Source organism: Geminicoccus flavidas, from assembly GCF_009806515.1.
Taxonomy (GTDB): Bacteria; Pseudomonadota; Alphaproteobacteria; order Geminicoccales; family Geminicoccaceae; genus Geminicoccus; species Geminicoccus flavidus.
Map to the genome: position 1 here is coordinate 1 of NZ_WUJP01000332.1, position 1,458 is coordinate 1,458.

Consider the following 1,458-nt stretch of genomic DNA (forward strand, 5'->3'; position numbering starts at 1 on the left):
GATCAGGAGCGCGATCACCCCGATCCCGTAGCGGCCGAACGCGGCGGCACCGAGGCCGATCGCGATCCAGAACAGGATGCGCAGGGCGTGGCGCGGGATGGCCTGGCTGATCGGCGTGCCCAGGACCACCAGCGCGGTCAGCGCCAGGCCGATCGTCCCGGCGAACATTGGCGTGTAGCCGGCGAACAGCAGCCAGACCAGGGCCGCGAGTGGCAGGATCAGGTACCAGTCGCGCCGCAGTGCTGCCAGCGCGCTCGGGCATTCGCTCTTCGGCAGGCCGACCAGGCCGTGCTTGCCTGCCTCCAGGTGGACCACCCAGAAGGCCGTGGCGAAGTAGAGGATGGCAGGAATGGTCGCGGCGATCGCGATCTCGACATAGGGCACGTCGATGGTCTCGGCCATGATGAAGGCCACCGCCCCCATCACCGGCGGCATGATCTGCCCGCCCATGGATGCGGTGGCTTCCACGGCGCCGGCGAAGGCTGGGCGGTAGCCGAACCGCTTCATCAGCGGGATGGTGAACTGGCCGGTGGTGACGACGTTGGCCACGCCGCTGCCGTTGATCGTGCCCATCAGCCCGGACGAGATCACCGCGACCTTGGCGGGCCCGCCCTGGCTGTGCCCGACCGTGCCCATGGCGATGTCGTTGAACAGCCGGATCATCCCGGCGCGTTCCAGGAAGGCGCCGAACAGGATGAACAGGAAGATGAAGGACGAGCTGACATAGATGGCAGTGCCGTAGATGCCCTCGGTGCCGAGGAACATCTGGTCGACCACCTGGGCGAAGTCGTAGGGGCGGTGGTCGAGCGGTGCCGGTGCGTACTCGCCGAACAGGGCATAGAGCAGGAACACCGCGCAGATGATCGGCAGGGCCAGGCCCAGCAGCCGGCGCGAGGCCTCGAACACCAGCAGGATGACGAGCACGCCCACGGCGAGATCGGTCGTGGTGGGATCGCCCGCGCGCAGGATCAACGCGTCGTGGAACACCCAGTGATAGAGGCCCAGCACGAAGCCGGCGACACCCAGCCCCCAGCCGACGAGGCGGGACCGCCCGGGGCCACGCTCGGCCAGCAGGGTGAAGCACAAGAGCAGGAGGAAGCCGACATGGACGCTGCGCACCACCATGGACGGCAGGGGCGAGAGAGCCGCGGTCCAGAGCTGGAAGGCCGAGAACGCCAGCGCGATCGTCATGATCGTGCCGCCGGCGCGGCCCTTGCCGAAGGCCAGCGCGCCGGGATCGTCGCCCGCCGCCAGGCCGCTCAACGCTTCATGCCCTTTTCGTCGTAGAACCGCTCGGCGCCAGGGTGCAGCGGCAGCGGCATGCCGTTCAGGGCGTCCTCGAGCCTGATCGCCTTGGCCGCAGCATGGGCCGAGGCGAGCTGGTCCAGGTGGGCGAACAGCTGAGCGGTCATCTGGTAGGCAGTCTCGTCGGGCACGTCGCTGTGGGTGACGAGATAG

2 protein-coding genes are annotated in these 1,458 nt (G+C 68.6%); both read right to left on the reverse strand.

What is annotated here, in order from left to right; translation table 11 throughout:
* Positions 1-1,191: TRAP transporter permease (locus tag EQG76_RS09290; RefSeq protein WP_159712716.1), on the reverse strand; the 1,191-nt coding region annotated here is incomplete at its 3' end.
* A 68-nt stretch (positions 1,192-1,259) separates the two neighbouring features.
* On the reverse strand, positions 1,260-1,458 hold a 199-nt coding region (locus EQG76_RS09295), incomplete at its 5' end, for a TAXI family TRAP transporter solute-binding subunit (RefSeq protein WP_235031277.1).